18 protein-coding genes are annotated in these 26,151 nt (G+C 69.2%); 1 reads left to right on the forward strand and 17 read right to left on the reverse strand.

Going from position 1 to position 26,151, the window contains the following annotated elements:
• Positions 1-21: 21 nt before the first annotated feature.
• From mmsB to AB0O48_RS12135, 17 genes are all read right to left on the reverse strand, one after another.
• Positions 22-1,272, reverse strand: a complete 1,251-nt coding sequence (mmsB, locus tag AB0O48_RS12055; RefSeq protein ID WP_357246110.1) for a multiple monosaccharide ABC transporter permease — start codon at positions 1,270-1,272, stop codon at positions 22-24.
• A complete protein-coding gene (mmsA, locus tag AB0O48_RS12060; RefSeq protein ID WP_357246113.1) occupies positions 1,269-2,807 on the reverse strand; it encodes a multiple monosaccharide ABC transporter ATP-binding protein in 1,539 nt (512 codons plus the stop codon). Before mmsA ends, mmsB begins: the two co-directional genes overlap by 4 nt.
• Positions 2,808-2,887: 80 nt before the next feature.
• The gene (gene chvE, locus AB0O48_RS12065; protein ID WP_357246116.1) at positions 2,888-4,030 is read right to left on the reverse strand and encodes a multiple monosaccharide ABC transporter substrate-binding protein; all 1,143 of its coding nucleotides are present in this window, start codon (positions 4,028-4,030) and stop codon (positions 2,888-2,890) included.
• Between the two features lie 428 nt (positions 4,031-4,458).
• Positions 4,459-6,129, reverse strand: coding sequence for an alpha-galactosidase (locus tag AB0O48_RS12070; RefSeq protein ID WP_357570016.1), 1,671 nt, complete (start codon positions 6,127-6,129; stop codon positions 4,459-4,461).
• Between the two features lie 276 nt (positions 6,130-6,405).
• Positions 6,406-7,392 carry a LacI family DNA-binding transcriptional regulator gene (locus tag AB0O48_RS12075; protein ID WP_357246122.1) on the reverse strand — a complete coding sequence of 329 codons (987 nt, stop codon included), beginning with the start codon at positions 7,390-7,392 and terminating at the stop codon, positions 6,406-6,408.
• A gap of 416 nt (positions 7,393-7,808) precedes the next feature.
• Positions 7,809-9,929, reverse strand: a complete 2,121-nt coding sequence (locus tag AB0O48_RS12080) for a family 43 glycosylhydrolase (protein WP_357246125.1) — start codon at positions 9,927-9,929, stop codon at positions 7,809-7,811.
• A gap of 339 nt (positions 9,930-10,268) precedes the next feature.
• Complete coding sequence (gene araA, locus AB0O48_RS12085) at positions 10,269-11,771, reverse strand: L-arabinose isomerase (protein ID WP_357246128.1); 1,503 nt, start codon at positions 11,769-11,771, stop codon at positions 10,269-10,271.
• Positions 11,772-11,797: 26 nt separating this feature from the next.
• A complete protein-coding gene (gene yjfF, locus AB0O48_RS12090) occupies positions 11,798-12,787 on the reverse strand; it encodes a galactofuranose ABC transporter, permease protein YjfF (protein WP_357246131.1) in 990 nt (329 codons plus the stop codon).
• Positions 12,784-13,854: an ABC transporter permease gene (locus AB0O48_RS12095; RefSeq protein ID WP_357246134.1), complete on the reverse strand. Its 1,071-nt coding sequence runs from the start codon at positions 13,852-13,854 to the stop codon at positions 12,784-12,786. The genes yjfF and AB0O48_RS12095 overlap by 4 nt, the downstream gene beginning before the upstream one ends.
• On the reverse strand, positions 13,851-15,392 hold the full coding sequence (locus AB0O48_RS12100; protein ID WP_357246136.1) for a sugar ABC transporter ATP-binding protein: 1,542 nt from the start codon (positions 15,390-15,392) through the stop codon (positions 13,851-13,853). The genes AB0O48_RS12095 and AB0O48_RS12100 overlap by 4 nt, the downstream gene beginning before the upstream one ends.
• A gap of 190 nt (positions 15,393-15,582) precedes the next feature.
• Complete coding sequence (locus AB0O48_RS12105) at positions 15,583-16,590, reverse strand: ABC transporter substrate-binding protein (protein WP_357246139.1); 1,008 nt, start codon at positions 16,588-16,590, stop codon at positions 15,583-15,585.
• A 189-nt stretch (positions 16,591-16,779) separates the two neighbouring features.
• Entirely contained in the window at positions 16,780-18,462 is a 1,683-nt protein-coding gene (gene araB, locus AB0O48_RS12110; RefSeq protein WP_357570018.1) for a ribulokinase, read from the reverse strand.
• A 701-nt stretch (positions 18,463-19,163) separates the two neighbouring features.
• Positions 19,164-19,952 carry an ABC transporter permease gene (locus AB0O48_RS12115; RefSeq protein WP_357570019.1) on the reverse strand — a complete coding sequence of 263 codons (789 nt, stop codon included), beginning with the start codon at positions 19,950-19,952 and terminating at the stop codon, positions 19,164-19,166.
• The gene (locus AB0O48_RS12120; protein WP_357570020.1) at positions 19,949-20,926 is read right to left on the reverse strand and encodes an ATP-binding cassette domain-containing protein; all 978 of its coding nucleotides are present in this window, start codon (positions 20,924-20,926) and stop codon (positions 19,949-19,951) included. Before AB0O48_RS12120 ends, AB0O48_RS12115 begins: the two co-directional genes overlap by 4 nt.
• Before the next feature lie 31 nt (positions 20,927-20,957).
• Positions 20,958-21,800: a DUF4097 family beta strand repeat-containing protein gene (locus tag AB0O48_RS12125; RefSeq protein WP_357570021.1), complete on the reverse strand. Its 843-nt coding sequence runs from the start codon at positions 21,798-21,800 to the stop codon at positions 20,958-20,960.
• Between the two features lie 72 nt (positions 21,801-21,872).
• The gene (locus tag AB0O48_RS12130) at positions 21,873-22,397 is read right to left on the reverse strand and encodes a hypothetical protein (RefSeq protein ID WP_357254285.1); all 525 of its coding nucleotides are present in this window, start codon (positions 22,395-22,397) and stop codon (positions 21,873-21,875) included.
• Positions 22,398-22,462: 65 nt separating this feature from the next.
• Positions 22,463-23,638 carry an FUSC family protein gene (locus AB0O48_RS12135; protein ID WP_365065025.1) on the reverse strand — a complete coding sequence of 392 codons (1,176 nt, stop codon included), beginning with the start codon at positions 23,636-23,638 and terminating at the stop codon, positions 22,463-22,465.
• A gap of 281 nt (positions 23,639-23,919) precedes the next feature.
• Between AB0O48_RS12135 and AB0O48_RS12140 the strand changes: the two genes are divergently transcribed.
• Positions 23,920-26,148 (forward strand): hypothetical protein, encoded by a 2,229-nt coding sequence (locus tag AB0O48_RS12140; RefSeq protein WP_365065028.1) that lies wholly within the window; start codon positions 23,920-23,922, stop codon positions 26,146-26,148.
• Positions 26,149-26,151 lie beyond the last annotated feature (3 nt).

Below are 26,151 nucleotides of genomic sequence, written 5' to 3' on the forward strand. Positions count from 1 at the left end.
GGGCCACGTTCGGTTCAGGCGTCAGCGGGCCGTGCCGGCCCGGCGCTTGTTGTAGACGTCGAAGGCGACCGCGACGAGCAGGACGAGGCCCTTCACCACCGACTGGGTCGACTGGTCGATGCCCATCAGCTGCATGCCGTTGCTCATCACCGCCATGATCAGACCGCCGACCATCGCGCCCACCACGGTGCCCACCCCGCCCGTGACCGCCGCACCGCCGATGAAGGCCGCGGCGATCGCGTCCAGCTCGAACATGTTGCCGGCGGCGGGCTGAGCGCCGTTCGACCGCGACGAGTAGATGACGCCGGCCACCGCCGCCAGGAAGCCCATGTTGACGAACATCCAGAAGTTGACGGTACGGACCTTCACCCCGGACAGCGCCGCCGCCGACAGGTTGCCGCCGATCGCGTAGACCTGGCGACCGAAGACGGTGCGCCGGGTGAGCAGGCCGTAGACCAGGACGAGCACCGCCAGGATGATCAGCACGATCGGCAGGCCGCGGGCGTGCGCCAACTGCCAGGCGAAGTACATGATGACCGCGCCGACCAGCACGACCCGGGCGACGAACAAGGGGAACGACTCGACGGGCTGCTGGTAGCGGATGCGCGCCACGCGGGTGCGGAAACCACTCACCGCGTACCCGGCCACGGCGACCGCGCCGATCAGCAGCGTGAAGGCGTCGAAGCCCTGCCCGCCGAGCAGACCGTTCAGGAAGCCCGCCGCGACCTTCTGGTATTCGGCCGGGAACGGCGACAGCGAGATGTTGTCGAGCACCCGGAGGGTGAGACCCCGGAACAGCAGCATCCCGGCCAGGGTCACGATGAAGGCCGGAATGCCGGCGTACGCCACCCAGAAGCCATGCCACGCGCCAACCGCGACGCCGACGGCGATCGCCGCCACGACACCTACCCACCACGGATAGCCCTGCTGGATCACCAGTACGGCGGAGACCGCTCCGGTCAGCGCGACGACCGATCCGACCGACAGGTCGATGTGCCCGCCGATGATCAGGATGACCATCCCGATCGCGAGGACCAGGATGTACGAGTACTGCAGGACGATGTTGGTGATGTTGCCGGGGCTCAGCAGCACCCCGTCGGTCAGGATCGCGAAGAACGCGACGATGACGACCAGGGCGACGTAGATCCCGCTCTGCCGCAGGTTGTTCAACACCAGCGCCCGCAGGTCGTTCGTCCCGCTGTGCAGTGCGGCGGCGGGTGTGCCGTCCGGAGTCGCCGGACTCTCCGTCGGAGGGGTCTTGATGGTGGTCACGCCACGAGCTCCTTGTCCTTGGTCATCAGCTCCATGAGGCTCTCCTGGGTCGCCTCGGCCACCGGCATCTCACCGGTGATCCGGCCGGCGGAGAGGGTGTAGATGCGGTCGCACATCCCGAGCAACTCCGGCAGTTCCGAGGAGATGACGATCACCGCCTTGCCCGCGGCCACCAGCCGGTTGATGATCGTGTAGATCTCGTACTTCGCACCGACGTCGATCCCCCGGGTGGGTTCGTCCAGGATCAGCACATCCGGGTCGGTGAACAGCCACTTCGACAGGACGACCTTCTGCTGGTTGCCGCCGGAGAGCTTCCCGACCACCGCCATGACGCTCGTCGTCCGGATGTTCATCTCCCGCCGGCTGTCCTCGGCAACCTTGATCTCCTCGTTGCCGTTCACCCAGCCCAGGCGGGACAGTCGGTCCAACGCGGCGGCGGAGACGTTGCGGCGGACGTCGTCGATGAGGTTGAGCCCGTACCGCTTGCGGTCCTCGGTGACGTAGGCGATGCCGTTGTCGATCGCCTCGGCGACGGTGCGTGCCTGCACCTCCCGACCGCGCACGAAGAGTCGGCCCCGGATGTCGCGCCCGTACGACCTACCGAACACGCTCATCGCCAGCTCGGTGCGCCCCGCGCCCATCAGGCCCGCGATGCCGACGACCTCGCCGGCGCGGACGGACAGGGCGACGTCCTCGACGACCATCCGGTCCTGCACCGGGTGCCGCACGGTCCAGTCCTCGATCCGGAGGACCTCCTCGCCGGGGGACGACTCGCGGTCGGGGTAGAAGCTGTCCAGGTCGCGCCCGACCATGCCCCGGATGATCCGCTGCTGGGTCACCTCGTCGGAGCGCATGTCGAGGGTCTCCACCGCGCGCCCGTCCCGGATGACGGTGGTCGAGTCGGCGATGGCGGTGATCTCGTTGAGCTTGTGCGAGATCATGATGCAGGTGATGCCCTGGTCGCGGAGCGCCCGCAGCAGGTCGAGCAGGTGAGCCGAGTCGATGTCGTTGAGCGCGGCCGTCGGCTCGTCCAGGATGAGCAGACGAACCTTCTTCGACAGCGCCTTGGCGATCTCCACCAACTGCTGCTTGCCGACGCCGAGCTGGATGACCGGGGTGACCGGGTTCTCGTGCAGCCCGACGGACGCCAGCAACTTGGCGGCGTCGGCGTTGGCCAGGTTCCAGTCGATGAGCCCGAGGCGGTTGCGCCGTTCGCTGCCGAGGAAGATGTTCTCCGCGATCGACAGGTACGGCACCAGGGCGAGCTCCTGGTGGATGATGACGATGCCGTTGGCCTCGCTGTCGCGGATGCCACGGAACTGCATCGGCTTGCCGTCGAAGAGGATCTCGCCGTCGTACGAGCCGGACGGGTAGACGCCGGACAGCACCTTCATCAGGGTGGACTTGCCGGCGCCGTTCTCACCGCAGATGGCGTGGATCTCCCCACGGCGTACTGCGAGGGTGACGTCCTCCAGCGCGGTCACGCCGGGGAAGGTCTTGGTGATGCGACGCATCTCGAGGATGGTGTCGTCCATGGTCACTGTCCTCCGTCAGGTCTGGACACGGTACGCCCAGACGTCGGGCCCGGCGGCGACCGCCGGGCCCGACGATAGGCTTACTTCTTGGCCTGACCGGCGGCGACCTCTTCCGCCGTCCAGTAGCCGGAGTCGATCAGCGCGGTCTTGATGTCGTCCTTGTAGACCGTGACGATAGGGAGCAGGTACGACGGGACGACCTTGACACCGTTGTTGTACGTCTTGGTGTCGTTGGCCTCCGGCTCCTTCTTCTGCAGGAACGCCTCGGCGGCGTTCACGGCCTGGTCGGCCAGCAGACGGGTGTCCTTGAAGACCGTGGAGCTCTGCACGCCGTCGTTGATCAGCTTGATCGAGGCGATCTCGGCGTCCTGGCCGGTCACCACCGGGAGCTTCTTCGCGCCGGTGCCGTAGCCGGCGTTCTGCAGGGCGGTGATGATGCCCCGGGAGATGCCGTCGTACGGCGACAGCACACCGTCGACCTTCGAGCCGTCGTTGTAGCTGGAGGTCAGCAGGTTCTCCATGCGCTTCTGCGCGGTCTCCTGCTGCCACCGCAGGGTGGCGACCTGCTCGGGGGTGGTCTGCTTGGACTTGACGACGAGCGTGCCGTCGTCGACGAACGGCTTGAGCGTGTCCATCGCGCCGCTGAAGAAGAACTGCGTGTTGTTGTCGTCCAGCGAGCCCGCGAAGAGCTCGACGTTCAGCGGCCCCTTGGCGGTGCCCTTCGAGCCGTCCTTGTTCAGCAGGCCGAGCCCGACGAGCAGCGCGGTGCCCTGGGCGACGCCGACCTTGTAGTTGTCGAAGCTGACGTAGAAGTCGACGTCCTTGCTACCGCGGATCAGCCGGTCGTAGGAGATGACCGGGATCTTCGCGGACGCGGCGGCCTGCAGCTGGCTGCTGAGCGCGGTGCCGTCGATCGCCGCGATGATCAGGACGTCAGCGCCCTGGGTGATCATCTGGTCGACCTGCTGCGACTGGGTGGGGATGTCGTCGCCGGCGTACTGGAGGTCGACCTTGTAGCCCTTGCCCTCAAGCTTGGACTTCACCGCGTTGCCGTCGGCGATCCACCGCTCCGAGGTCTGGGTCGGCATCGACACACCGATGGTCAGGTCGCCAGGCTTCGCGCTGCTCTTGTCGTCACCGCTGCCGGCACCCCCGCCACTGCACGCTGCCATACTCAGCGTCAGCATCGCGCCGCCGAGAGCAACCAGGAATCTCCTGCCCACGGGCTTCTCCTCTCTGGACTCCCCCGTCGAGTGCCGGGGCCAAAACTGTCACCTTTCGGGGTAGTGTTAGCGCTCACATCCGGCACGTCAACACTTGATCCGAAATACCGGTGTCACGGTCTCGTAACGGAGGCGTCTCCACGGACGGGACCAGCGCTCGGAGGTGCCCGGACCTGGGAGCACAGCGGTGACCGGCGCCGGAGCGAACAGCCGTCGGGCGGGACCGTCGACCGCGCCGAACCACCCGGCCCGGAACGCCGCCGCGCACGACCGCCGCGCCAGAACGGCCGCGGCGTGGCAGAACCGCCGGCCCGGCCGGCCGGCGGACGCGACGGTGCCCGCGGACGACGGGGGTCGTCCGCGGGCACCGGGGGTGGAACCGGATCAGGTGGGCTGCCGCGACCTGGTCGGTCGACGGGCCCGGTCGGCTATCGCTGCGTCCACCGCTGGTTGGCCGCCGCGGTGCAGTTCCAGAGGATCACCGTGGTGCCGTTGGCCGTGCCGTTGCCGTTGACGTCGAGGCAGAGCCCGGACTGGGCGCCGCTGATCGTGCCGTTGGCGTTGATGGTCCACCGCTGGTTGGCCCCACCGTTGCAGTCCCAGATCTGCACCTTGGAACCGGCCGCGGCGTTCGTGGGCGCGTCCAGGCACTTGCCGAGCGCCTGGAGGGTCTGACCGTTGACGGTCCAGCGCTGGTTGGCGGCACCGTTGCAGTCCCAGATCACCGGCTGGGTGCCGTTGGTGGTGTTGCTGTTCGGAACGTCCAGGCAGCGGCCGGAGGCGGCGCTGGCGAGCGCGCTCGACGTGCCCGGCGGCGGGGTGGTCGGCGGCGTGGTCGTCGGAGGAGTCGTCCCCCCACCGCTGACCCGGTAGACCACCGTGCCGTGCGCCGGAACGCTGGCGCTGATGGTGCCGCTGCTGGAGGTGGTGGCACCGGACCACGCCTCAACCAGCGTGAACGAGCTCCCGGACTTGCCGACGGCGGCGGCCGTGGTCGAGATCGTCGTCGTCGAGCCACCCTGGTTGAACAGGGCGACGGCGACGTCACCGTTGGCGAGCCGCTTGGCCAGCACCCGGCGGGTGCCGTCGAACGACACCTGCGTCCCCTGCAACCCGAGCGAGTCCTGGTTGATCGCGATCAGGTTGGCGTTCTTGAGGATGGTCTGCGTCGCGGAGTTCATGTTCCGGACGTCGTTGCCGGCGATCAGCGGAGACGCCATGATCGCCCACATGGCGAAGTGGCTGCGCATCTCCGTGTCGTTCATGCCGCCGCGACCGACCTCCATCATGTCCGGGTCGTTGAACCCGCCCGGCCTCGCGTAGGACGCCAACGGAACGGTCACGTTGATGATGTTCTGGATGCCCATCGGGTAGCCGTTGGTCTGGCCGGTGTCCCAGGCGTTGGTGATGTCCTCGGTGGTGCGCCACATGTTGGCCACGTCGCCCCAGTTGCGCTGCGGGCCGGTCTTGGCGTGGATGCTGTTCGAGTTGATGCTGTAGACGATCGGTCGGCCGGTGGCGGCCAGCGCGTCACGCATCTTGGCGAAGGTCGCCACCTGGTCGTTGATGCTGCCCTCCGGCGAGCACCAGTCGTACTTGAGGAAGTCGACGCCCCAGGCGGCGAACTGGCGTGCGTCCTGCACCTCGTGGCCCCGGCTGCCGGTTGCTCCGGGGTAGGCGCCGAAGTACTGGGCGCAGGTCTTGTCGACGGGCACCTGGTAGATGCCGAACTTCAGGTCCCGGGCGTGCAGGTAGTCGCCGAGCGCCTTCATCCCGCTGGGGAACCGGGTGGGGTCGCCCTGGATGTTGCCGGAGCTGTCCCGGTTGGGGTTGAACCAGCAGTCGTCGACCACGACGTAGTTGTAGCCCAGGTCCCGCATGCCGCTGCTGACGATCGCGTCCGCCGTCTGCCGGATCAGCGCCTCGTTGATGTTGCAGCCGAACGAGTTCCACGAATTCCAGCCCATGGGGGGAGTACGCGCCACCCCGTTGTCCAGTGCCTGCGCCGCCGGGGCGCGGAGGCCGACCAGAGCACCGGCGACAAGCACTCCGGCCGCCAGTACGCTCCCCCAGCGTCGACCTCGGGTGATGCGGTTCATCGAGCCTCCTTGTCGGTGGCGCCCGCCCGTGACTACGATCTGACTGGTGGGGCGATAGCTGGACGCCAAATCTTGTTAGCGTTAACAGAGACGTCCATCATGTTACGGCCACATTTCACGAGGTTCAATACTTCGTCGGTAGTTGCATTGCCCTCGGTCGATGAAAAAAATCAGCTCCCGATTGAGCGGCGTCTTACCGACGGTGACGAGCCAGCAGCACGGCGAGGTGCGCGAACGCCGGTCACTCCGCCCAACAGCCTTCGGCTGGGACCGACGTCAACTCCGCGGTGGGGCGACGCTCTCGCGGGCGACCAGGGCCGGGGCGATGGTCTGCCGCATTGCCCCGCCGGTGCCCGTCTCGATCTGGGCCAGCAGCATCTGCAGGCTCGCCCGCGCCACCGCGTCGAAGTCGGGGCGGACAGTGGTCAACGGCGGAATGAAGTACGCCGCCTCCGGCACGTCGTCGAAGCCGACCACGCTGATGTCGTGCGGTACCCGTCTGCCGAACTCGTGCAACGCCCGCAGCACGCCCAGCGCGAGATGGTCGTTCGAGGTGAAGACCGCCGTGACCTCCGGCATCCTCGCCAGCATCTGCCCGCACCGGTAACCCGATGCGGCGGACCAGTCCCCCGGCATCAGCGGCGGCGGGTCCACCCCGGCCGCCAGCAGCGCCTCCCGCCAACCGTCGATCCGGCCGACACTGTCGAACCAGTCGAACGGCCCGGAGACGTGCCAGACGGTGCGGTGCCCCGCGTCGAGCAGATGCTGGGTCGCCGCCCGGGCGCCCGCCACCTGGTCGACCGTCACCAACGGGACCGGCCGGCTCGGGTCGCCGTCGACCGTGACCAGCGGGACATCCTGCGGCAGGTGTTCCAACGCCTCACCCGCCGACTCCACCGGCGCGATGACCACGATGCCGGCGACCCGGTGCGACAGGTGTCGTTCGACGGCGGCCGAGATGGAGCGGTGGTCCAGGTTTCGCACGCTGCCGACACTCACCGCGAAACCCTCTTCGGCGGCGGTCTGCTCCAACGCGGCCAACATCGAGGCCGGACCGTAGAGCGTCGTGTTCTGTGCGACCACCCCGATGACCTGGGATCGGCCGGTCACCAGGGCACGAGCGGCGCCGTTGGGGCGATAGCCGAGTTCGGCGATCGCCGCCCGCACCCGAAGCCGGGTCTGCTCACGAACGTTGGGGTGCCCGTTGAGCACCCGCGACACCGTCTGATGGGAGACACCGGCCAGACGAGCGACATCTGTCATCGCGGGACCGTGGACGGCCATTTCACTCTCCCCGCTACGTCTCCGGCCCGCGGCCCGTCGACGTCGACTGGAGCGGCCCGGCCCGATCCCCCTCGCTCAGCCACCACGCCGGTGCTGAATCCCAGGTGACCAGCGCTGAATCGCCGTCAGTCTACGCCAGCATCCGCTTCGAATACGGGACGGCTGTGCCCGGATGTGCTACGCATCGAAAGCCGCGCAAGGCTTTTCCCACGCGCCGTACGCGGGCATCCGGCTCGCGGTTACGGGCTGCGGTGGCTCGCCAGCCTGCTCCACGCTCCTGGAGAGAGCGTGGAGCAGGGCCGACTGGAACATGACCTGGTGGCGCCGACTCCATGTGCCGGCTGGGCCGGCGCTCGTCGACGCCACCGGTCAAACCGATCGCTGTGTGACCGGCGTCACGGCGTCGTCAGGTCGAATCGACGGACCGTGACCGCGCCGCCGAGCGCCGACGTCGCGTGGTTGAAGATGGCGAACCGGTAGCCCATGAAGAACTGCCAGTTGTTCGCCAACGTCAGGGTGTTGCCGAACGAGGTGAAGTTGACCCCGTCCGTGCTGTACGAGAAGCGGGCCTGCCGGCCGGACCCGGGTCTGATGTCGGCGTTGGCCCGCAACCAGATCCGGCCACCGGAGACCGCGGTGCTCGCCACCTCACTGCCGGTGCTCGTGGTGTTCCAACTGCCGTCCATCGTGAGCCCGTTCTGCATCACCAGACGGGTGGATCCGTTGTCCCGCCGGACCCCGATCCAGGCCGACGAGTTGCGCAGCACCGCCAGGCCGGTGCGATCTCCGTCGCGCATCGTGGAGTAGTCCAACTCGATGGTGGCGGTCGAGGTGGGTCCCTGGATCCGGTGGGTCAGCGTGTTGCGCGCCTTGTACAGGTCGCCGGTGACGGTGGCGGTCTGCAGGTTCAGCCCGTTGTTCACCGACCACTTGCTGTTGTCGGGGTTGTGGTTCCACTCCCACTGCGGACCGAGGGTGGTGCCGGCGAACGTGTCGGTGCCGGTGAGCGGCTTGACCGCTCGCGGCGGCGCCGGCAGGTTCGGCTTCGGGTACGTGGTGCCCCACGTGCCGTTGACCGTCTGCAGCACCGGCCAGCCGTCGCCGGTCCACGTGATCGGGGCCAAGGCCGGCATCCGACCACCGGGGTACGCGTCGACGAAGGACATGTAGTACCAGTCGCCGTTCTGGGTCTGCACCAGTCCGCCCTGGTGCGGCACGCCGCCACCGGAGATCGGGCCGGGCAGGTTGAGCAGCACCTGCCGCTGCTCGTACGGGCCGAACGGGCCGTTCGTCGACTTCAGCACGTACTGGCCGTTGGCCGGGCGGGTGAGCCAGATGTAGTAAGCGCCGTTGCGCTTGTAGAAGCGGGCGCCCTCCAGCGTCCCGATGCTCGACGGCGTCTGGTACACCTGCTGGGCGCGGACCTGCGACTTCCCGTCCGCGGACAGCTGGGCGACGCTGATGGTGCCGTTGCCGTACGCGACGTACGGGGTGTCGTTGTCGTCGAACAGCAGGCCGGCGTCGTAGTAGCAGTTGGGGATGGTGGTGTGCTTGCTCCACGTGCTGTCGACGGCGGACGCGGTGTAGATGTGGGTCTGCGCGAAGTCGATGCACCCGGCCCAGTAGTACGTCTTGTTGCTCGGCCGGTAGTTCAGCGTCGACGCCCAGATCCCGTCGACGTACGCGTTACTGCCGCCGCTCATGTCGTACTTCGAGCCGAAGTCGAGCTTGGGCACCGAGTGTCCGGCGAACTCCCAGTTGACCAGGTCGTACGAGCGCAGCACCGGCGCGCCCGGCGAGTAGTGCATGGTGGACGCCGACATGTAGTAGGCGTTGTCCACCCGGATGATGTCGACGTCGGCGAAGTCCTGCCAGACCACCGGGTTCGTGTACGTCCCGTTCGACGGGGGCGGCGTGGTGGTGGGCGGTGGCGTCGTGGGGTTGGTCCCGTCGACGCGAACGAGCTGCCACTGCTGGTTGGTGCCGTTCCAGTCGGCGTACTGCACGATGTTGCCGCCGTCGGCGGTCGAGGCGCCCTGCACCTCCATCGCCTTGTTGCTGTTGCGGTTGATCAACCGGACGTACCCGCCGTCCGAGTCGGCCAGCCGGAACTGCTGGTTGGTGCCGTTGTTGTCAGACCACTGCACGATCGGCCCGCCGTCGGCGGTCGAGCGGCCGGAGACGTCCAGCACCTTGCCCGACAACCTCGACTTGAGCCGGTAGTAGCCGCTTCCGGAGTCGACGAACTGCCACTGCTGCTGGTTGCCGTTGTTGCGCGTCCACTGGGTGATCCGCGCGCCGTCGTTCGTGGCCATGTTGTACACGTCCACTGCCTTGCCACTGTTGCGGTTCACCAACACGTACCACGCGCTGGTGTCGACCGTGGCCGCTGACGCGGGCGACGAGGCGACGGCCGCAGCCGCGCCACCGACCACCAGCACCATCGCGGCGACGGCGAGTCTCGTAAGCCACCCACGCCGTGGTGCACCCCGGGGAACCCGACCGATGGAAAGCATGATCCTCCTCTGCTGACGCGAACCGTGCGGTCTGGGTCGGCGTCCGCGGCACCGGGCGGGGCACCGAGCTGACCACGCCCGGCCATGTGATCGCTAACACCGGTTGCCCGACCGTCACGGTGACGAGGTGCCGAAACCGCGGGGTAGGACGCGCGCGCGGCCGGACCAGCCAACGACATCGACCATCTTGGCTATAGACTGTGAGCGATAACATGCTGTTAGTCAAGGCGTAACACAATCGCCTCGTGGCCCTGCTGACGCAGACGCGAACGGGTGGCCCACCGCCGGCCCGCAGGCCGGGATGGACCACCCGTCATGGACGCGGCCGGGCCGCGCCGGTCAGAAGCCGCGGGCCAACCGGTAGTAGGCCTGGTTCCAGCGAATCTCGTCGGCGAAGCGGCGGGGCTCGGTGTCCGCGTCGATGACGACGAGTTCGGTACGGCTCATCTCGGCCAGGTCGTGCAACTCCTCCACGCCCACCGCCTGCGACAGCACCGTGTGGTGCGGTGCCCCGGCGGTGATCCACGACTCGGCCGAAACGGGCAGGTCCGGCCGCGGACGCCAGACGGCACGGGCCACCGGCAGTCGACGCAACGGCTGCGGCGGCGTCACCACGTCGATCTCGTTGGCCACCAACCGGAACCGCTCGCCCATGTCGGCGAGCCCGAGCACCACCGCCGGGCCGGGGGCGGCGTCGAACACCAGCCGGACCGGGTCCTCCCGACCGCCGATGCTCAGGGGGTGGATCTCCACGTTGGGTACGTCGGAGGCGATGGTCGGGCAGACCTCCAGCATGTGGGCGCCGAGCACCAACTCCTCGCCCGGGGTGAGGTCGTAGGTGTAGTCCTCCATGAACGACGTGCCGCCGTCCACGCCCACCGACATCGCCTTGAGCGTGTGCACCAGGACGGACGTCTTCCAGTCGCCCTCGCCACCGAAGCCGTAGCCGTCGGCCATCAGCCGCTGCACGGCGATACCCGGCAGCTGACGCAGGCCCCCGAGGTCCTCGAAGTTCGTGGTGAAGGCCCGGAACCCGCCCGTGTCCAGGAACGTGCGCATGCCCAACTCCAGGCGGGCCGCGTACCGCAACGAGTCGTGCCGGTCACCGCCGGGCAGCAGGTCGCCGCCGATGCGGTAGGTGTCCTGGTACTCCTTGACCAGGTCGTCCACCTGCGCGTCGGTGACCTCACCGACCACCTCGACCAGGTCGTTGACGCCGTAGGTGTTGACCGAGACCCCGAACCGCAGCTCCGCCTCGACCTTGTCGCCCTCGGTCACCGCGACGTCGCGCATGTTGTCACCGAAGCGGGCCAGGCGCAGCGACCGCATCGCCGACCAACCGAGCGCGGCACGTGCCCACGCCCCGACCCGAGCGGTGACCCGCGGGTCGCTGACGTGCCCGGCCACCGTCTTGCGGGCCACACCGAGACGGGTCTGGATGTACCCGAACTCCCGGTCGCCGTGGGCGGCCTGGTTCAGGTTCATGAAGTCCATGTCGATGTCGTTCCAGGGCAGCAGCACGTTGGCCTGGGTGTGCAGGTGCAGCAACGGCGTCTGCAGCGCGTCCAGACCGGAGATCCACATCTTCGCCGGCGAGAAGGTGTGCATCCAGGCGATGACCCCGACGGCACCCTGGGCGGCGGCCTCCCGGCAGACCTGCAGGATCTCACCACTGTTGGTCAGGACGGGCTTCCAGACCACCCGGGCGGGAATCTGCGGCGAGTCGTCGAGCGCGGCCGCGATCTGGCGGGACTGCTCGGCGACCTGCCGGAGCGTCTCCTCGCCGTACATGCCTTGGCTGCCGGTGAGGAACCAGATCTCGGGCTGGGTTTGTGGTGCCATGGGGTTGCCTTCCGCGAGAGGAACTGTCACTTGTAACGGATTCCGATGAGGCGCTGGAGGAGGATGAACGCGAAGAGCAGACCGCCGATCACGATCTTGGTCCACCAGGAGTTGAGGCTCCCATCGAAGGTGATGAGGGTCTGGATCACGCCCAGGACCAGCACGCCCAGCACCGTTCCGAAGACGTAACCCGCGCCCCCGGTGAGCACCGTGCCGCCGATGACGACGGCGGCGATGACGTCCAGCTCCATGCCGACGGCGATCAGTGGCGCACCGGAGAGGGTGTAGAAGGACAACAGGATCCCACCGATCGCGGAGCACAGGCCGCTGATCGTGTAGACGGCGATCCGGGTCCGCCCCACCGGCAGACCCATCAGCAGGGCCGACTGCGGGTTGCCGCCGATGGCGTACACGTTGCGGCCCAGCCGGGTGTAGGCCAGCACGTACGCGGCGACGGCGACCACGACGAAGGCGATCAGCACGCTGATCGACACGAAGTTGCCCTGCGGGTTACCGATCCGCTCCTGGGACATCGAGGTCCAGAACCCGTCGGTGATCGGGATGGACGAGCCGGAGATGAACGTGCACATGCCCCGGGCGAAGAACATCCCGGCGAGCGTGACGATGAACGGCTGGATCTCGAAGAAGTGGATGGCGCAACCCATCAGCAGACCGAGCGTCGGGCCGATGAGCAGGGCGATGACGAGCACCAGTGCCGCCGGCATGCCGTCCTGCAGCAGCGCGGCCGACACCATCGCCGTCATGGCGACGACCGACCCGACCGACAGGTCGATGCCACCGGTGAGGATCACGAAGGTCATACCCACCGCGACGACGAGCAGGAAGCCGTTGTCGATGAAGACGTTGAAGATGACCTGCACGTTGGAGAACGCCGTGTACTGCGACACCCCGATGGCGTACATCACCAGCAGCAGGGCGAGCGTCGCGAGGACCGGTATCTGCTTCCTCGGCAGCCGGAACCGGGTACGACCGGCGGTAAGCGTTCCAGTGGTCATGCCGGCACCTGCTCCTTCGGCTTGTCGGCGATGGGGGCGGACGGCGGAACGCTGCGCCTGCGGCGGGCGAACCGGGCCCGGAAGGCCGGCGCCTGGATGAGGCAGACGGCGATGACGACGACCGCCTTGAACAGCAGCGAGGTCTGCGGCGAGATGTTCATGGCGTACACCGAGGTGGTCAGGGTCTGGATGATCAGCGCGCCGAGGATGGTGCCGCTCAGGAAGTAGCGGCCGCCGGCGAGGGACGTGCCACCGATGACGACCGCGAGGATGGCGTCCAACTCCACCCAGAGACCGACGGCGTTGCCGTCGGCGCTGGAGACGTTGGCCGTCATCATGAAGCCGGCGACCGCCGCGCAGACGGCGCTGACGACGTACGCGAGGAAGATGACCCGGCCGGAGCGGATACCGGCGAGTCGGCTCGCCTCCGCGTTGCCGCCCACCGACTCGATGATCATGCCGAGTGCGGTGCGGCGGGTGAACGCGGCGACGAGCACCGCCGCGGCAAGGGCGATGAAGATGGCCAGCGGCAGGGTCAGCAGGTGACCCAGCCCGATCGTCCGGAACGGCCCGGAGTTGATGGTGATGATCTGCCCCTGGGTGATCAGCTGGGCGAGACCCCGGCCGGCCACCATCAGGATCAGGGTGGCGATGATCGGTTGGATCCCGATCACGGCCACCAGCACCCCGTTCCAGACGCCCAGCACGAGCGCGACCCCCAACGCCATCGCGAGGGCGGTCAGCACCACGGTGAGACTGTTCTGGTCGGGCTGCTTGCTGATGTACATGCAGGCCATCGCGCCGCTGATCGCGCAGACCGAGCCGACCGACAGGTCGATGCCGCCGGTCGAGATGACCAGGGTCATGCCCAGCGCGACGAGGATCAGCGGCGCGCTCAACCGCAGGATGTCGATCGGCGAGCCGTACAGGTGCCCGTCCTTGAGTTCGATGGACAGGAACCCGGGCCGGTAGATCGTGTTCGCGGCGAGCATGGCGACCAGCACGGCCGCGGGCCAGAACAGCCGGTGACCGGTGATCGTCCGGTAGCGGCTCACGGTGTCGCTCATCGGTCTGCCTCCTCGCGGTGGGACCCACTCGCGATGGTCTGCATGATGCGGTCGGCGTTGAGGCTGTCGTCGTTGGCGAGCTGCGCGACCATCTGGCGGTCCCGCATGACGGCCACCTTGTGGCTGAGACGCAGCACCTCCTCCAACTCGGCAGAGATGAACAGCACCGCCATGCCACCGTCGGACAGCTGCGTCACCAGCTTCTGGATCTCGGTCTTCGCGCCGATGTCGATGCCCCGGGTCGGCTCGTCGAGGATCAACAGCCGCGGCTCGGTGATCAGCCACCGGGCCAGGAGCACCTTCTGCTGGTTGCCACCGGAGAGGTTGCGGACCGGAACCTCCGGGTCCGCGGGCCGGATGTTGAGTGCCTTGATGTACTTGTCGACCAGCTCGTCCTGGCGACGACGCGGGATGGGACGCAGCCAGCCACGGGCCGCCTGCATGGCGAGGATGATGTTCTCCCGGACCGACAGGTCGGCGACGATGCCCTCGGCGCGGCGGTTCTCCGAACAGAAGCCGACGCCGTGGTCGATGGCCTGCGCGGGGGTCCGCAGGCTACTCGACGTGCCGTCCACCACGACCTGACCGCCGTCGGTCCGGTCCGCGCCGAACAACAACCGCGCGACCTCGGTACGCCCCGAGCCCAGCAGGCCGGCCAGGCCCACCACCTCGCCGGCGTGGATGGTGAGGCTGAACGGCTCGACCGCCCCCGCCCGGCCGAAGTCCGACACCGCCACCAGCGGGGTGCCCTTCTCCACCGCGGCGAGGTCCCGTCGGGAGTGCTCCTCGATGCCCTCGAGGACGTCGAGTTCCTTGCCGATCATCTTCTCCACCAGGGAGAGCTGGGGCAGCTCGGTGGTCAGGTACTCGCCGACGAGCCCACCGTTGCGCAGCACGGTGATGCGGTCCGCGATGTCGTAGACCTGGTCGAGGAAGTGGGTCACGAACAGGATCGCGATGCCCTCGTCGCGCAGCTGCCGCATGATGCGGAACAACTGCGCCACCTCGCCGGCGTCGAGGCTGGACGTCGGCTCGTCCAGGATCAGCACCCGGGCCTTGATGTCGATGGCGCGGGCGATGGCGACCATCTGCTGGATCGCCAGCGAGTACGAGCCGAGCGGCGCGCTGACGTCGAGGTCGAGGTCGAGGCGGGTGAGCAGGGCTCGGGCGCGGCGGCGAACCTCGCCCCAGCGGACGGCGCCGAGGAGCCGGGGCTCACGGCCGATGAAGATGTTCTCCGCCACCGACAGGTTGGTGCAGAGGTTGACCTCCTGGAACACGGTGCTGACGCCGTGGGCGGTCGCCTGCATCGGCCCGCTGAAGGACACCGCCTCGCCGTCCAGGGTGATCGCGCCCTCGTCGGTGTCGTAGACGCCGGTCAGCACCTTGATGAGGGTCGACTTGCCGGCGCCGTTCTCGCCCATCAGGGCGTGCACCTCGCCGGGAAAGAGCCGGAAGTTTACGTCGTGGAGTGCGCGCACCCCGGGAAAGGACTTGCTTATCCCGGTCATCGTCAGGACCGGACGGCTATCCGTCATCCCATCAGACCTCTTCTGGGGGTTGTCGACGCGGAAGGGCCGCTGCGCTCCCACCGCGCACGCCCGGCCGCCCCTGCGGGGGGCTCGGGCGGGCGTGGCACGGGTCATCGCGGGTCATGCCCGGTCCGTTCGGGTTTATGGGGGGACGAGGCGGGGCCGCCACGCGAGCGCGGCGGCCCCCCGACGTCGATCAGTACTTGCGGGTGGGCAGAGCCTCCTTGGCCTGCGCCTGGGTGAAGGTGGTCTCCTGGGTCTCGATCCGAGCCGGAACCTCTTCGCCCGCGTGGACCTTCTTGGCCAGGTCCATCAGCTGCGGGCCGAGCAGCGGGCTGCACTCCGCGATGAAGTTGAACTTCCCGTCGGCGAGGGCCTGCATACCATCCTTGACGGCGTCGACCGTGATGATGGTGATGTCCTTGCCCGGCACCTTGCCGGCGGCGGTGATCGCCTCGAGCGCACCCAGGCCCATGTCGTCGTTGTGCGCGAACAGCACGTCGATCTGCTTGTTGGCCTTGAGGAACTGCTCCATGACCTGCTTGCCACCGGCGCGGGTGAAGTCACCCGGCTGGGAGGCGATGATCTTCAGGTTCGGGTTGGCGGCGATCGCCTCGCCGAAGCCCTTCTTACGGTCGTTCGCCGGCGCCGCACCGGTGTTGCCCTGCAGCTCGACGATGTTCACCGGGCCGGTGGCGGTCTTCTTCTGCTCGACCAGCCACTCACCGGCGAGCTTGCCCTCCTTGACGAAGTCCGAGCCCAGGAACGACTTGTACAGCGACTTGTCGGCCGAGTCCACCGAGCGGTCGGTCAGGATGACCGGGATGTTGGCGTCCTTGGCCTCCTTGAGCACGGTGTCCCAACCGGACTCCACCACCGGCGAGAAGGCGATCACGTCGACCTTCTGCTGGATGTAGTTGCGGATCGCCTTGATCTGGTTTTCCTGCTTCTGCTGCGCGTCGTCGAACTTCAGCTCGATGCCCGCCGAGGCGGCGGACTCCTTGATCGAGGTGGTGTTCGCGGTACGCCAGCCGCTCTCCGCGCCGACCTGCGAGAAGCCCATCGTGATCTTGCCGTCGTCCTTGGTGTCGCCGCCGCCGCCGGTGTCGCTGTTGCCGCAGGCCGCCATGCTGCCGACGAGCAGCACACTGGCGAGGACCGTGGCAGCGCGCCACGGAGCGGAGTGCATTCGCATCTTGCGCATCGAATCTCCTTGGCTCGGTGTGGTGGGGAACCGCGCCAACCGCCGATGTGCAAGGAGCGGCGTACGCGGGTGTTGCGTGCTGCTACTTCGGGGTGGTGCAGACCGGCGGGTCGGGTGTGGCCGCAGAGGGTCAGGAACCCGCCGGTGGGACTGGTTGGCGACCGGAGACGTTCCGCCCGCCGGCCGCTGTCACGCGACGACCTCCAGCGCGGCCTCCTGGGTGGCCGTGGCGGTCTCGGCGGCCGCGTTGCGGATCGCCCGCAGGCGGAGCATGACGTCGTTGCCGCCGCGACCGAAGTGGTCGTGCAGCGCCCGGTACTCGGCGTACAGGGCGTCGTAGGCGCGCGCCCGGTCCGGGTCCGGTCGGTAGACCGCCTCGTGCACCCGGCCCATCGCCTGCGACGCCTCGTGGATCGACGGGAACTCACCGGCGGCGACGGCGGCATGGATCGCCGACCCGAGCGCCGGCCCCTGCGCGGACGCGATGATGTTCAGCGGTCGCCGGGTCACGTCGGCGTAGATCTGCATCAGCAGCGCGTTGTTGGTGAGACCACCGGCGATCACCAGGTCGTTCACGGCCACACCGGCATCGACGAACGCCTCGATGATCATCCGCGTGCCGAAGGCCGTGGACTCCAGCAACGCCCGGTAGATGTCCTGCGGCCGGGTGGCCAGGGTCATTCCGACGATCATCCCGCTGAGGTCGTGGTTGACCAGCAGCGAGCGGTTGCCGTTCCACCAGTCCAGCGCGACGAGCCCGTGCGCACCGACCGGTTGGCTCGCGGCCAGCTCGGTGAGCTGTTCGTGCGAGTCGATGCCGGCCGGGGCGGCGTGCTTGACGAACCAGCCGAAGATGTCGCCGACACCGCTCTGCCCGGCCTCGTAACCCCACGCGCCGGGGCTGATGCCGCCGTCCACCACACCGCACATGCCGGCCACCTCGGCGACCTGCGCGCCGTTGACGACGTGGCAGGTCGAGGTGCCCATGATGGCGACGAGACGGCCGGGCTCCACGGCCTGCGCGGACGCCGCGGTGACGTGCGCGTCGACGTTGCCGACGGCCACCGCGATCCCCTCCGGCAGGCCGGTCCATGCGGCGGCCTGGGCGGTGAGCGCGCCGGCCCGGGCGCCGAGCGGCAGCAACGGACCGTCGAGCTTGGTCACGAAGTCGCCGAAGTCGGGGTTGAGCGCGGTCAGGAAGCCCTCGGACGGGTAGTGACCGTCCTGGAGGATGCCCTTGTAGCCCGCGGTGCAGACGTTGCGGGTCTCGGTGCCGCAGAGCTGCCAGACGATCCAGTCGGCCGCCTCGACGAAGCGCTCGGCCCGGTCGTAGACCTCGGGGTCCTCCTCGAGGATCTGCAGGCCCTTGGCGTACTGCCACTCGGCGGAGATCTTGCCGCCGTAGCGGCCGATCCACGGCTCGGCCCGCTCGTGGGCCAGCGCGTTGATCCGGTCGGCGTGCGGCTGCGCGGCGTGGTGCTTCCACAGCTTGACCCAGGCGTGCGGCCGGTCGCGCAACTCGGGCGTCTCACACAGTGGGGTGCCGTCGGCAAGCGTCGGCAGCACCGTGCAGGCGGTGAAGTCGATGCCGATGCCGACCACCGCGGCGGGATCCACCCCCGCGGCGGACACCGCTGCCGGGACGGCGTTGCGCAGCACGTCGCGGTAGTCGTCCGGGTTCTGCAGAGCCCAGTCCGGAGGCAGCGCTCGGCCTCCTGGAAGCGCCGTGCTGATCACGCCGTCGCCGTACTCGTGCACCGCGGTCCCCAACTCGGCACCATCACCGACACGGACCACCAGAGCTCGCCCGGACAGGGTGCCGAAGTCGACACCGACGACGTAGCGGTCGTCAGCTCCGTCCACACGGTTCATGTTCACCTCCACCGTTAACGGGGATAGTGTTAACGCTCACATCCAGCCTCGTCAAGACATCTAGGCGCAACAGCTCCGTAACGGAACGCGGAAGCCGAGCCGACTCGGGCGCGTCGCTGGCGGACCGCCACAAAGCACGCGAATCCGGTGTCGGCCCCCGATCCGGCACCGAGAACGCGGCCTGCCGCACGGATCGGCCACCGACCGAACGCTCCTCGGCGGGCCGGGCGACAGGTACCGCACCACCCTCACCACGGAATGCCCGCCGAGCACCGGCGCCTGATGATGTTGGCGATAACATCACCGGGTCGCCGCGCTCCCATGGTCGGACCTCTGGCATGGCTGCCGGCATCGCGATGGCTCGCAAGCGAGCGCTCCCCCGGCGACTACGGGCTCACCTCGTGGCCTCGGGACGGGCCGGTGTTATCGATAACATTCGACGTTTGAGTCCTACCCGGAGCGGTCCGCGAGTCCGCCGGACGGACGGGTGGCGGGCCGGGCTGATCCACTCGCGTTCCTTGAAATCGGGGGGTCCCAGCGCGGGAGACCGGCCGACTCCAAGAAATCCGAGTCGATCAAGCCCTCGCGACGGACCGCCGTCGGGCCGCGCCGCGCGACATGGACAGCCGGCGACTCGGCCCCGTGGGCCGAGTCGCCGGCTGTCCGTCGCGATGGCGGGACGTCGGGCGGGGGTGCCGGGATCAGGTGGCCCGACTGCGGTTGTACAGCGACTTGGCCCAGAAGAAGCAGCCCACGGTGATGACGACGCACCAGACGACCGCGACGATCCCGTTGGCGCCGATCCCGGTGCCGAGCAGCAGACCGCGAAGGGTCTCCATGACGGGCGTGAAGGGCTGGTAGTCGGCGAACCACCGCACCGGGGTCGGCATGGAGTCGGTGGGGACGAAGCCGCTGCCGAGGAACGGCAGGAGGATCAGCGGCATGGGCAGGTTGCTGGCCGTCTCGACACTCTCGCTCACCAGACCGAGGGCCACCGACAGCCAGGTGAGCGCAAAGGTGATCATGGCGAGGACGCCGATCGCCGCGAGCCATTCGACCGGGTTGGCCGTGGGCCGGAACCCGACGAGCAGCGCCACGCCGATGACGGCTGCGAGGCTGAGCAGGGTCTGCACCAGGCTGCCCAGTACGTGGCCGGTGAGCACCGACGGTCGGAAGATCGCCATCGTCCGGAACCGGGCGATGATGCCCTCGGTCATGTCCATCGCGACCGAGATGGCGGTGCCCTGCGCCGCGCTGACCACCGTGATGAGCAGGATGCCGGGGGTGACGTAGTTGGCGTACTGGGAGCGACCGCCGGACGGGCCGAGGCCGGCGCCGAGCGTGCCGCCGAACACGTAGACGAAGAGCAACAGGATGATGATCGGAATGCCGATGAGCAGCATGGTCATCGACGGGTACCGCCGCATGTGCAGGAGGTTGCGTCGCAGCATGGTGCTCGAGTCGCGCACGGCGAGGGAGACGGTGCTCATCGCGCTGGAGCCCTTTCCTGGTCGGGTCGGCCGGCGCGGGAGTCCGGCTGGCCGGTGAGGGTGAGGAAGACGTCGTCGAGGTCGGGGGTGTGCACGGAGAGCCCGGCCACGCTGATCGAGGCACGGTCGAGGTGGTCGAGAAGCGAACGCAGCGACCCGACCCCTCCGTCGCTCGGCACCTGGAGGGTGAGTGCCGCGTCGTCCCGCCTGCCGGCGGCGAACGTACGGGCCGCCGATTCGAGCCCGTCCTGGTCGGCGAACTGCAGCACCACGTGGCCACCCGGGATGAGCCGCTTGAGTTCACGTGGGGTGCCCTCGGCGATCAGCCGGCCGTGGTCGAGGAACGCGACGCGATCGGCGAGCTGGTCGGCCTCCTCCAGGTACTGGGTGGTGAGCAGGATGGTGACGCCCTCGGCGACGAGCGCGCGGATGATCTGCCACATGGCCCGACGGCTGCGCGGGTCGAGACCGGTGGTCGGCTCGTCGAGGAAGATCACGCGGGGCGCGCCGACCAGGGTCATCGCGAGGTCGAGCCTCCGCCGCATGCCTCCCGAGTACGTCGACACCGGCTTGCCGGCCGCCTCGGTCAGGTCGAACTGGTCGAGCAGCTCGGTGATCCGTCGCCGGCCGACACTCTTGTCCAGGTGACACAGGTCGGCCATCAGGAGAAGGTTCTCCCGGCCGGTGAGCAGGTTGTCGACGGCGGAGAACTGGCCGGTGACGCCGATCAGTTCGCGTACCGCGTCGGGGTCTCGGGCCAGGTCGTGGCCGAAGACGCGGGCGTGCCCGCCGTCGGCGTTGATCAGGGTGGAGAGAATCTGCACAGTGGTGGTCTTGCCGGCGCCGTTGGGGCCGAGCAGCGCGAAGATCGTTCCCTCGCTGATCATCAGGTCGATGCCGTCCAGCACGACCTTGTCACCGTAGGACTTCCGCAGGTCGGTGGCGACGATCGCGGGCTTCGTGGAGCTGGTCATGGTCTCCTCCTTCGTGGTCGCGGTGGGCGGGTCAGGCGCGGCGGATCATGATGTCGCCGTAGGAGGTGTTCGCCCGGACCTCGACCGTCTCGTCGGTCTGCGCCGGGCCGTCGGTCGTCTCCAGGGCGTTGTGGACGCGGCCGTGCTTGGAACTGACGTCGAGCCAGGCGGCGGTCCCACGCCGGATGCCGACCTCGATGGCGCCGTAGGAGGTGTTCAGCTCGATCGCCCCTCGGACGACCTCGCCCAACCGGACGTTGCCGTAGGCGGTGCGGGCCGTCACCGAGGCCAGCGGCGCGTCGAGGGTGATGTCGCCGTACGCGGTGTTGACCCGGACGTCGCCGCCGCTGCGGCCGATCCAGCAGTCACCGGAGGAGTTCTTGATCTCGGCGGAGCCGTCGACCGCCCCGATGCGGACCTTGCCGGAGGAGACCTTCACCCGGGCCGAGCCCGTGACCCGCTCCACCGCGACCTCGCCGTGGCTGCTGTCGATGTCCAACGGCCCGGTCTCGTCGAGCCGGATCCCGCTCCCCGTCTTGATCCGGCACTCGCCCAGCCGACCCTCGCAGCGGAACGCCGCCCAGGACGACTCGCCGTGCACTCGCGACCCGGCCGGCAGCTCGATCAGGACGTCGACCGACGGCCCGGAACCGAAGCCGTAGCGGCGCCAACTCTTCGACACCCTGATCAGCAGTTGTCCTGCGGCGTACTGGACGGTGGTCTGTTCCGCGGTGCTCACGTCGGCCTTGCTCGACGGGTCGCGGGGCCGCACCGTCACCACGGTGTCGGTGCGGTCGGTCGCTTTGATCCAGACATCTCCCACGGGCAGCTCGACCCGGACGGCGATGGGTTCTGGCGTTTCGAAAACAGGCATGGTGGTCTCCCGAAAGGTGGTCGGCGACTGTCGCCGCTGGTCAGCGGCGGGAAAACAAGGGGGTACGGAGAGTCAGCGGGCCCAGCCGGTGAGGTGCTGGCCGGAGCGTGGCTCCACCCGGCGGGGCGGGCGACGCTCCGTCTCGCCGGCGCTGACGGCACCGGCGACGGCGCGTACCAGCCAGGCGTTGACCGAGAGCCCGGCCCGCCCGGCGGCCTCCTCGACGCTTGCCTTGAGGTGGTCGGGGAGTCGGAGGTTGATCCGCGAGGTGCCACCGTCCTCCCCCTCCGGCGCGGGGGCTGGCGTGGCGAGCGGCGGCGGGCCGCTGGCCTCACTCACCTCGTCGACGAGCGGGCTGGCCGGCGTCACCACGAAGTCCGGCTCGCGCCCGCGCAACCGGACGTGCACCGAACCCGGCGCGAGATCGCGGGTGATCTCGTCGGCGGCGTCGGACAGGGCCTCGAGCAACGTGAGACGGGTCGCCGCCTCCAACTGGGCGAAGAGCCGCTCGGCCAGCATCCGGGCCTCGGGGTCGACCCCCTCGGCAGCAATGGCGAACTCGTCTCGCAGGTTCTCGACGTATGACCTCAGCTCCATGGCACCATCATGGCACCACTTTGGCTCAGAACGCAACAGGCGTGGCTCACAATGGTGCCGACCGATCAGGCCCGCCGCGGCACGCCGGGTGCTTCCAGCTCGCCGAACATGCCCCGGACCAGGTGATTCGCCTCTGCCTGAGTCAGCCCGGAGGCCACCAGCAGGTCGCTGACGGTCGTCCGGACCTGTGCCACCACCACCGCCCCGGAGAAGCCGACCCCCTCCCGATAGGCCGCACCGGCCGTCCGGACCGCCCGCAGCGCCTGCTCACGTGCCCGGTTCGGCTCGACCGCGGCGGCGAACTGCCGCTTGAGCAACCGGACGGCCTCGGCGAGATCGGCCACCGCCCCCGGCAGCGCGTCCGGGACCGGTTCACCGTCCTCGATCAGCGTCACCGACCGGCGGATGAGGGTCCCGCTGTTGCGCATCGCCCGGTCGATCGGCTCTGCCGCCTGCGCGTACCGGCTCACCGGACCGTGCCGTTCGCGCCAGTGCACCGGCGACAGGACGCTGGCCTCCCGGGCGCCCTGGGTCGCCTCGACGAACGCCTGCACCTGGCCCTTGTTCTGCCGCAGTTCGCTGCGGGCGGTGCGGGCCCGATCAGCGTCCCGCTCGGCCAGCGCGCTGGCGGTCGCGTCGAGTTGGGTGGCGAGGAGGTCCAACGCCGGCCGCGCGGCCCGGTTGAGCACCCGCAGCGGGTTCAGCGGCAGCAGCACGGTGGTGATCAGCAGCGCCAGCCCGCCCCCGACGAGCGCGTCCACGAACCGAGGGATCTCCAGATCACGGATGGACGGACTGAGCGTGGCGATCAGCACCGCCGTCGCTCCGGCCTGGACCACCACCGCCGCACTGCCCACGAGGAACAGCGCGACCACGATCGCGAGCACGACGATCAGGACGAGTTGCCACCACCCGGTGCCGATCAGCACGAGCAGCAGATCGCCGATCAGCACCCCCACGGTGACACCGATGATCAGTTCGACGGTACGGCGGAGCCGTTGGCCGACGGACGCGGCGAGAGTCGAGACCGCGGAGATCGGTGCGAAGATCGGCTGCGACACGTGCAGCAGCTCGTGCGCCACGAACCACGCCAGCGCCGCGGCCAGACCGGCCTGCACCGCGAGCCCGCCGAAGGCCCGTACCCGACGCATCCGGTCGCGCAGCGTGGCCACCACGCGGTCCCAGAGCCGGACCACGATCGGAGCGCGGCCCTCCGCTCCGTGCCGACCGGCAGCGACCATGGCGGCACCTACCCCGCCAGCACCCGATCAATCCCCCGCGCCGGTGCGTCGACCTCCCCGCCCGAGCGTGTGCGCGGCGCCGACCACGACGAAGGGCAGCCACGGCGTCCGTCGCGGCGTGGGCGGGCCGCGATTGAGGCCGTCCGGTTCGGGTAGACCGCGGTCTGCCGCCGTCCGGGTGGCGGCCCCGGCACGGCGGGCTGGCAGGGCTGGCCTCGGGTGGATCGTGTGCCCGAGGGCTGCCGAGACGCCTCGGGGGGCATTCGGATGGACCAGCGCGGTTGAGCGAGCCAGACACCACCGGCGGCATCGTCGAGCTGCGGGTGCACGGCGTCTCCGGCGCGAACGCCGAAGAGGTGCTGGACCTGCGGCAGGTCTCGCAGGTGGCGGGTGACCGCAACGGAGGCTTCTACCGGCCGCGTCCCCGGTACTCGGACGCCACCGGCGCGCACGGGCTGACGCTGGAGTCGTACCGCTGGGGTGATCTGCCCGCCGGGACCGTGGTCCGCGCCCTGGGGTTGGTCTTCCTGCTGCCGTTCATGCTGGTCAACGTGGCGATCTGGATGCGTCCCGCGAACTCCGGTTCCGAGGCGACGGTCAGGTCGCTGTGCCGGTTGCTGGCGCTCACGCTCACCGTGCTCTACGTGCTCGGCATCGCCGGCGTCGCCCTGGATCTCGTGGGTTGGAAGTGTCTGAACTCGGCGAACTGCCTCGCCGGACGCAGCTGGCTGTCCTGGTTGAGCGGCCGGCCGGTCGGGGTGCGACTGGCGGTACTCGCGCTGGTCCCGGCCACCGCGATCGGCCTGATCTGGCGGATCAGCAACCGGCCGGGGCGGACGTTCGAGGCGTTTCGCGCACCCGAGCAGGTCTCCGGGCATCGGCTCGGCGCGGTCGGTCAGTGGGACGCCGAGCCGCTGGTCGGGCGGCTGCGCTCGATCCACGTCGCCGCCGCGTTCGCGACGCTGGACCTCACCCTGCTCCTGGCCCGGGTCGCCAGCGGCGCCACCGCCATCGGCGTCGCGTTGACGGTGGCCACCGTGGTGGTCCTGGCCGCCTGCGTGGGATCGCTCTGCACTCCCCCGCTGATCGACCGGGCCGCGACGGATCGGCGCCTCGACGGGATCACCCACGCGCTACGGTCCAGCGCCATCGTCCTGACCGTCCTCGTGGTGGCCTACGTGCTGGCCAGTCCGCAGCCGTGGGACGGACGTCGCGAGCTGCCCGGCTACGACATGACCCTGGCCGGGCTGTTCGTCGCACAGACCACCCTGCTGGCCGCACTGGCCGTGGTGCTGCTCCGGCGCCGGGACCGGCAGCGAGGTGCGACGCCGCTGTTCGGGTTGGGTGGGCTCGCGATCGCGGCCGCCGGGATCAGCGTGGCGGTGGCGTACTCCGCCGAGGTGGTCTACCGGGCGGCGGACTTCCTCGACCGGGACACGCCAACCGGTGCGGGCATCGCCGCCGGTCCACCCCGCGCGTACACGTGGGTGATCTTCGGCTTCCTGCGCGCGATCGTGGTCACGCTTGTCGTCGCCGGTCTGGTCATCGTGATCTCCCGCCGGGGCCGGCGTCGCGACGCCGCGGCGATCGTCGCCCACGACTACCCGGACCCGCCGCCGGAGGCCAGCACCCGACTGCGGCAGGTCCGGGACGCGATAGCCCGGGCCCGGTTCACCGAGAAGCTGGTGCCGCTGGCGGTGCTCTTCGGCTGCCTCGCCGGCCTCGCCACGGCCAACACCACCATCGGCCTGCTGGGACAGTTCCCGAGCGACGTGGTCGAGAGAAACATCGGATTGCCGGCGGACGTGGTCACCTTCGCCATCGCGTTCGGCAGTTGGCTGATCGCCGCGATCATCCTCGGCATGATCGTCGGCAGCGTCTTCGCCTACCGGACCATCCCGTTCCGGCGGCACGTCGGCGTGCTCTGGGACCTCGGCACGTTCTGGCCCCGAGCCGCCCACCCCTTCGCACCGCCCTGCTACGCCGAACGCGCCGTGCCGGAGCTGACCCGCCGGATCACGTACCTCGTCGAGAGCGGCCATGCCGTGCTGCTCACCGGGCACAGCCACGGCTCGGTGCTGCTCGCCGCGACGGTGCTCCAACTGCCGCCGGAGGTCGGCAGCCGGGTCGCCCTGCTCACCCACGGGTCACCGCTGCGTCGCCTCTACGCGCGGCTCTTTCCCGCCTACATCGACGATGCGGCACTGCACGACATCGGCCACCGGGTCGGTTGGCGGTGGGTGAACCTGTGGCGCGACACCGACCCGATCGGCGGCTGGGTCTTCTCCCCCCACCGGTCACCCCGGGGGGCTGCGGGAAGCGACCCGGCCGACACCGTCGATCGTCGACAACGCGATCCCCGGGACGTGGTGACGCCGGCCAGCGACAGCGTTCCCCCTCCGATCCACGGCCACTGGCCGGACGAGGCGGACGAGTCGTTCACCGCGGCGGTGCGGGAGTTGGTGCGGCGTCTGGGTGGGCGGGCGGACCCACCCGTCGCAGCCGGGTAGCGG

Origin of the sequence: Micromonospora sp. NPDC085948, assembly GCF_040686315.1 — a bacterium.
Lineage (GTDB): Bacteria > Actinomycetota > Actinomycetes > Mycobacteriales > Micromonosporaceae > Micromonospora.

Bases quoted from the DNA above. Each gene is read 5' to 3' on its own strand.
- mmsA (WP_357246113.1), bottom strand. From the start codon at position 2,807: ATGGACGACACCATCCTCGAGATGCGTCGCATCACCAAGACCTTCCCC.
- AB0O48_RS12070 (WP_357570016.1), bottom strand. From the start codon at position 6,129: ATGAACCGCATCACCCGAGGTCGACGCTGGGGGAGCGTACTGGCGGCC.
- AB0O48_RS12075 (WP_357246122.1), bottom strand. From the start codon at position 7,392: ATGACAGATGTCGCTCGTCTGGCCGGTGTCTCCCATCAGACGGTGTCG.
- AB0O48_RS12080 (WP_357246125.1), bottom strand. From the start codon at position 9,929: ATGCTTTCCATCGGTCGGGTTCCCCGGGGTGCACCACGGCGTGGGTGG.
- araA (WP_357246128.1), bottom strand. From the start codon at position 11,771: ATGGCACCACAAACCCAGCCCGAGATCTGGTTCCTCACCGGCAGCCAA.
- yjfF (WP_357246131.1), bottom strand. From the start codon at position 12,787: ATGACCACTGGAACGCTTACCGCCGGTCGTACCCGGTTCCGGCTGCCG.
- AB0O48_RS12095 (WP_357246134.1), bottom strand. From the start codon at position 13,854: ATGAGCGACACCGTGAGCCGCTACCGGACGATCACCGGTCACCGGCTG.
- AB0O48_RS12100 (WP_357246136.1), bottom strand. From the start codon at position 15,392: ATGACGGATAGCCGTCCGGTCCTGACGATGACCGGGATAAGCAAGTCC.
- AB0O48_RS12105 (WP_357246139.1), bottom strand. From the start codon at position 16,590: ATGCGCAAGATGCGAATGCACTCCGCTCCGTGGCGCGCTGCCACGGTC.
- araB (WP_357570018.1), bottom strand. From the start codon at position 18,462: ATGAACCGTGTGGACGGAGCTGACGACCGCTACGTCGTCGGTGTCGAC.
- AB0O48_RS12115 (WP_357570019.1), bottom strand. From the start codon at position 19,952: ATGAGCACCGTCTCCCTCGCCGTGCGCGACTCGAGCACCATGCTGCGA.
- AB0O48_RS12120 (WP_357570020.1), bottom strand. From the start codon at position 20,926: ATGACCAGCTCCACGAAGCCCGCGATCGTCGCCACCGACCTGCGGAAG.
- AB0O48_RS12125 (WP_357570021.1), bottom strand. From the start codon at position 21,800: ATGCCTGTTTTCGAAACGCCAGAACCCATCGCCGTCCGGGTCGAGCTG.
- AB0O48_RS12130 (WP_357254285.1), bottom strand. From the start codon at position 22,397: ATGGAGCTGAGGTCATACGTCGAGAACCTGCGAGACGAGTTCGCCATT.
- AB0O48_RS12135 (WP_365065025.1), bottom strand. From the start codon at position 23,638: ATGGTCGCTGCCGGTCGGCACGGAGCGGAGGGCCGCGCTCCGATCGTG.